This is a genomic window from Streptomyces jumonjinensis (assembly GCF_009600885.1).
Lineage (GTDB): Bacteria > Actinomycetota > Actinomycetes > Streptomycetales > Streptomycetaceae > Streptomyces > Streptomyces jumonjinensis.
The window spans coordinates 1-5,756 of sequence record NZ_VCLA01000101.1; the positions used below are offsets into that span (position 1 = coordinate 1).

Genomic DNA, 5,756 nt, shown 5'->3' on the forward strand with positions numbered 1-5,756 from the left:
GGTGGCGGGCTTCGACGGCACCACCCTCCAGCTCGGCTTCATCAACGCCGGAGCCCGCGACAACTTCTCCGGCAGCGGCAGCGAGGACGTGCTGAAGCAGGCGCTCGCCGAGCGGTTCAACGTGCAGTGGAAGATCGAGGCGATCATCGATCCCTCGGGCGGTGTGGGCGGCCCCAGCACCCCCGCCCCCGCCCCGGGCGGCTACGGCGCCCGCGCACCCCAGCAGCAGTCCGCCGCCCCGTACCAGCAGGCCCCCGCCCCGGCCGCCCCCGCGCCCGCCGCGCGGCCCGCCGCGGCCCCCGCGCCCTCGGCCGAGCCGAGGCCCGCCGCCTCGGCCCCGGCCGCCCCGGTGCACAGCCCGCCCCCGGTCTCCCCCGAGGACGATGTGCCCGAGGACGACGATCCCGATCTCGTCGACTCCGCGCTCTCCGGCCATGACCTGATCGTGCGGGAGCTGGGCGCGACCGTGGTGGAGGAATACACAAACGAATAGCGCCCCCTGTTAGGAGGGCCGTACAGGCGAAGACCCGGCGGCGGTTAGGCTGACTGCCGTGAAGGTCCTCGTCATCGGCGGCGGCGCCCGCGAACACGCCCTGTGCCGCTCTCTCTCACTCGACCCCGACGTCACCGCTGTGCACTGCGCGCCCGGCAACGCCGGCATCGGCGAGATCGCCGAACTGCACCCCGTCGACGCGCTGGACGGCGCAGCCGTCACCCGGCTCGCCCAGGAGCTGGACGCCGGGCTCGTCGTCGTCGGCCCGGAGGCGCCCCTGGTCGCCGGGGTCGCCGACGCCGTGCGCGCGGCCGGCATCCCCTGCTTCGGCCCCTCCCGCGAGGCCGCCCGGCTCGAAGGCTCCAAGGCCTTCGCCAAGGATGTGATGGCCGCCGCCGGTGTGCCCACCGCCCGAAGCTATGTCTGCACGACCCCCGAGGAGATCGACGAGGCCCTCGACGCCTTCGGCGCTCCCTATGTCGTCAAGGACGACGGTCTCGCGGCCGGAAAGGGCGTCGTCGTCACCCACGACCTCGCCGCCGCCCGCGAGCACGCCATCGCCTGCGGCCGGGTGGTGATCGAGGAGTATCTCGACGGCCCCGAGGTCTCCCTCTTCGCCATCACCGACGGCGAGACCGTGCTCCCGCTGACGCCCGCCCAGGACTTCAAGCGCGCCCTGGACGGCGACGAAGGCCCCAACACGGGCGGCATGGGCGCGTACTCCCCGCTGCCCTGGGCAGACCCCCAGCTGGTCGACGAGGTCATGGCCACCGTCCTCCAGCCCACCGTGGACGAACTGCGCCGCCGTGGCACCCCCTTCAGCGGACTGCTGTACGCGGGCCTCGCGATCACCTCGCGCGGTGTGCGGGTCATCGAGTTCAACGCCCGTTTCGGCGACCCGGAGACCCAGGTCGTCCTGGCCCGGCTGCTGACCCCGCTCGCCGGTGTGCTCCGCAACGCCGCCGTGGGCGCCCTCGGCGACGAGCCGCCGCTGCGGTGGAGCGAGGAGGCCGCCGTCACCGTGGTCGTCGCCTCGCACAACTACCCGGACGCCCCGCGCACCGGCGACCCCATCGAGGGTCTGGACGAGGTCGCGGCCAAGGACGCGCCCCGGGCATATGTCCTGCACGCCGGAACCCGGCGCGACGGTGACACGGTGGTGAGCGCCGGTGGACGGGTGCTCTCCGTCACCGCTACGGGCGAGGACCTGCGGCAGGCCCGGGAGCGGGCGTACGAAGCGATCGGCCGCATCCGGCTGGACGGGTCCCACCACCGTACGGACATCGCCCGCAAGGCCGCCGAGAACAGCGCGGTCGGCGAGGCCGCCGGGGACGCCCAGGCCGCCGGAGTCTGAGCCTGTGGCGCGTGTCGCGTTCCCGCCGTCCGACGGTCGGAACGCGACACACCGCTCGGTACGAGGGCGCCTGCCTGCCGAAAGGGCAGCAGCAGGCCCGCCCGAGAGCGTGCTGCCCCGGCCTCCGACGAGCACCATCCCGGTACCTCTGGACCGCCCCCGGCCTCGTCCGGGCCCGGAATCGTACGGCCCCAGAGGGCTCCCCGCGACCGGGAGCCGCGGCGCTCCGGGACGCCCGCGACACCTCGAACCCCCCCCCGTGAACCCCACGAATCCCGTCTGTCATCACTACTGCCCAAAGCCATTCCATCGGGTGACGCGTGGGCCATCCGGATGACGCCCGGCGAAGCCCCAACTAGGGTGCGGCGCAGACGTTCCGGCACTTGGCCCACTGGCATTGCGATGTCAGTGGCGGGTGCCACAGTGGGGGAGTGCACCTACACCGTCGCAGGGCAGAGGGGGTGAGGACCGACCGTGTCCAGTACCGGTATCGGTGAGTCGATCGGAGCACAGGCAGCCTGCTCCCGGGCGCTGGCCGTGCTGCGGATCCGCAGCAGAGCGCTCGCCGTGGCCCTGCTGCCCACGGCCGTCGCCGTCGTGCTCCTCGCCGGCGGCGCCACCGGCCATATGACCGGCGGCGGCTGGGACGCCGCGCGCTGGGCCGTCGGGGTCCTCGCGGCGGTCGTTCTGCTGCTCGCCGCCGCCGTCGCGGCCGTGATCGTCCGGGCCAGCCCCGCGCTCAGCCCCACCGTCGAGCTCTCCGAGCGGGCCGCCCCCGATCTCTACCGGCTGGTCAGGGATCTCGCCGAGCGGCTTGAGGTGCCCCCGCCGTCCGCGCTGGCGCTCACCCCCGACTGCGACAGCTGGCTGGAGGACCGCACACACCCGGCGCACGCCCTGCCCACCGCGATACGGACCCGGCGCGGACGGCGCACGGCCGTGGCGCCGGTCCTGGTGATCGGCTCGCCCTTCCTGTGGTGGATGCGGGTCGCCGAGCTGAGAGCCCTGCTCGCACCCGTCGTGGCGGGGACCGCCCCCTCCGCGCACCCCGACATATCCGCGGCCCGCCGTTTCGTCCGCGGACTGGACGCGGCGGTCGCGGTGGCCTCGGGGCCCGGCCCGCAAGGGCCCGCGCGGCTCCTCTGGAAACCGGCGTTCGGGTTCGTCGGCCGGGTCGCCCGGCTGCTGCTGCACAGCTGCCAGGGATACGTCGGGGAGATGGAGCGCGGGGTCGCGGCTGCCGCCTCCGAGCGCGCTCAGTCGGTGGACTACGGTCTGCGGATCGTCGCCCAGGAGCAGGTCGGCCTCGCCTACGCGGGATGGGACCGGCTGCTGACCCGGGTCGCGCTGCCCGCCTGGCGCATGGGCCGCTGGCCCTCCCGCCTCGATGCGGGCGTCGTCTCCGCGCTCACCGAGCTCTCCCGCCGCGACCGGCTCGCCGAGGGCTTCGCCTCCCGGCTCGGCGAGCGCCCCGCCTGCGACCTCCTGGAGGAGCCCGGCGTGGTGGACGAGGCGGCCTCCCTGCTCGCCGCGCGCCTCTTCCACGGCGGGCCCGCCGAGCCCGGGGTGGGCTGGGCCCCGGTGGACTGGCAGCAGTATCCGGAAGAGGTCGTGGACCGGAAGTGGCGTACGGAGGCGGCCCGGCTCCACCGGGTGCTGGACGATCTCGGCGCCGCGCCGTCCAGCGGCCCGCCCGGACCGACGCTGGCACGGGTGATGACGTATCTCTCCGGCCCCGGCCAGGAAGCGGGGGAGAGTCTCGCCGCCGGAATCGGAGCCGAGGTCGCCCGGGAGGAGTCCGCCCGCCAGCGGACCGCGGAGGCCGCGCCCGTCGCCAAGAGCCCCGGCGATGTGCTCAACGGATGGGGGGCCGACCCGCTGCCCCTCTTCCCGCTGCAGCCGCCGCGCACCGGGCGGGAGCTGCTCGCCGACCATGTCACCGCGATGGTCTGCTGCGCCGCCGTCGACACCGCCGGCGCCGCCCCGGGGCTGGACTGGCTCGACGGGCCGGCGCTGCTGATCCGGGGCGGGCGCTGCTCCGACCTGATGTCGCCCGTCCTCAGCCTGACCGAAGACGGCGACCCCGGACCCCTGCGCGCCTGGCTCACCGGCGCGGGCGTCCGCCCGGAGAAGCCCGTCCGCTTGGTGTAGTCCGTCCGCCCGGAGAAGCCCGTCCGCCCCGTGCCCGCCCCGTGCCCGGCCGGTTTCCTGAGGTCCGGCGCGGGCGGCTGCCCAGCGTCCCCCTGTCTGACACGGGCGACTGCGCGGGACTCGCCCCTGTCCGCCCGCCCCGTAGCCCCCTGCCCTGCCCACGGCCCGCGCCGCAGCCCCCGATAGCTCACCCCGCAACAATTCGCGACGAAGGGTGACGGTTCGCATGCGTTATGTGATGTGCTGGAGTTCGGCGCCGGTCGGACCGCGGACGGTGCGGCACGGTCGTCGTCGGGGCATCGAGGGAGGGCGCAATGGGGGCGGAGCACATCCGGCGGTGGGAGTCGGGCGCCCTCGCCCACGCCGTGTCGGACCCCTTCGGGCAGGGCCCCCTGCCCTGGCTCCGCGGCAACGAGTACTACTTCAGCGACACCGGCAAAGCCGTCCCCTGGTACGCCGAGCCCGACCGCGCCGAGAGCACCCGCGGCCCCCGCACCGCCGATGACGTACACCGGCAGATCAAGGGGTTCGCCTCCACCGGAGGAGTCGCCCCCGGTGAGGCCATCGACTTTCACATCACCGTCGACCCGCCCCAGCCGTTCTCGGTCGACGTCTACCGCATCGGGCACTACGCGGGCCATGGCGCATCCAAGATCACCACCAGCCCCCGGCTCCCCGGCATCGTCCAGCCGTCCCCGCTCACCGCCAACCGCACGGCGTCCTGCCACCACTGGTGGCTCTCCTGGCGGCTCCAGATCCCCTCCTACTGGACGATCGGGGCGTATGTCGCCGTCCTCACCACCGCCGACGGCTACCGCTCCCACATCCCCTTCACCGTGCGCGACAGCCACCCCGCCGATCTGCTGCTGCTCCTCCCGGACATCACCTGGCAGGCGTACAACCTCTACCCGGAGGACGGCCGCACCGGCGCCAGCTTCTACCACGCCTGGGACGACGAGGGCAGACTGCTCGGCGAGCAGGACGCCGCCGTCACCGTCTCCTTCGACCGCCCCTACGCGGGCGCCGGACTCCCGCTCCATGTCGGCCACGCCTACGACTTCATCCGCTGGGCCGAGCGGTACGGCTACGACCTCGCCTACGCCGACACCCGCGATCTGCACGCCGGGCACATCGACCCCACCCGCTACCGGGGACTGGTCTTCCCCGGCCACGACGAGTACTGGTCCGTCCCCATGCGCCGCACCGCCGAAGCCGCCCGCGACCACGGCACCTCGCTCGTCTTCCTCTCCGCCAACACCATGTACTGGCAGGTGGAGCTGGGCCCGTCCGCCTCCGGGGTGCCCGACCGGCTGCTCACCTGCCGAAAGCGCCGCGGCCCCGGGAAGTCGGCCCTCTGGCGCGAGGCCGACCGGGCCGAGCAGCATCTGCTCGGCATCCAGTACGCGGGCCGGGTCCCCGAGCCGCACCCCCTGGTCGTACGGAACGCCGACCACTGGCTCTGGGAGTCGACCGGCGCGCGCGAGGGCGACGAACTGCCCGGAATGGTCGCGGGCGAGGCCGACCGCTACTTTCCGCGCACCTCGCTCCCCGCGCATCTGCGCCGCATTCTGCTTGCCCACTCCCCGTACCGGGACGGCGAGGGCGTGACCCGGCACCAGGAGACCTCGCTCTACCGTGCGCCCTCCGGGGCCCTGGTCTTCGCCTCCGGCACCTTCGCCTGGTCCCCGGCGCTCGACCGGCCCGGCCATGTGGACCCCCGGATCCAGCGCGCCACGGCCAACCTCCTCGACCGCATCT

General features: G+C 74.3%; 3 protein-coding genes and 1 pseudogene. All 4 read left to right on the top strand.

Features of this window, described 5'->3' with window-relative positions:
* A pseudogene (locus FF041_RS37805) lies at positions 1-493 on the top strand (DNA polymerase III subunit gamma and tau); the annotation flags it as partial.
* 58 nt (positions 494-551) lie between these two features.
* Entirely contained in the window at positions 552-1,847 is a 1,296-nt protein-coding gene (gene purD, locus FF041_RS11530; RefSeq protein ID WP_323391705.1) for a phosphoribosylamine--glycine ligase, read from the top strand.
* A 474-nt stretch (positions 1,848-2,321) separates the two neighbouring features.
* Positions 2,322-3,998, top strand: coding sequence for a M48 family metalloprotease (locus tag FF041_RS11535; RefSeq protein ID WP_323391707.1), 1,677 nt, complete (start codon positions 2,322-2,324; stop codon positions 3,996-3,998).
* A 314-nt stretch (positions 3,999-4,312) separates the two neighbouring features.
* Positions 4,313-5,756 (top strand): N,N-dimethylformamidase beta subunit family domain-containing protein (locus FF041_RS11540; RefSeq protein WP_153522690.1); only part of this gene is annotated, 1,444 nt, incomplete at its 3' end.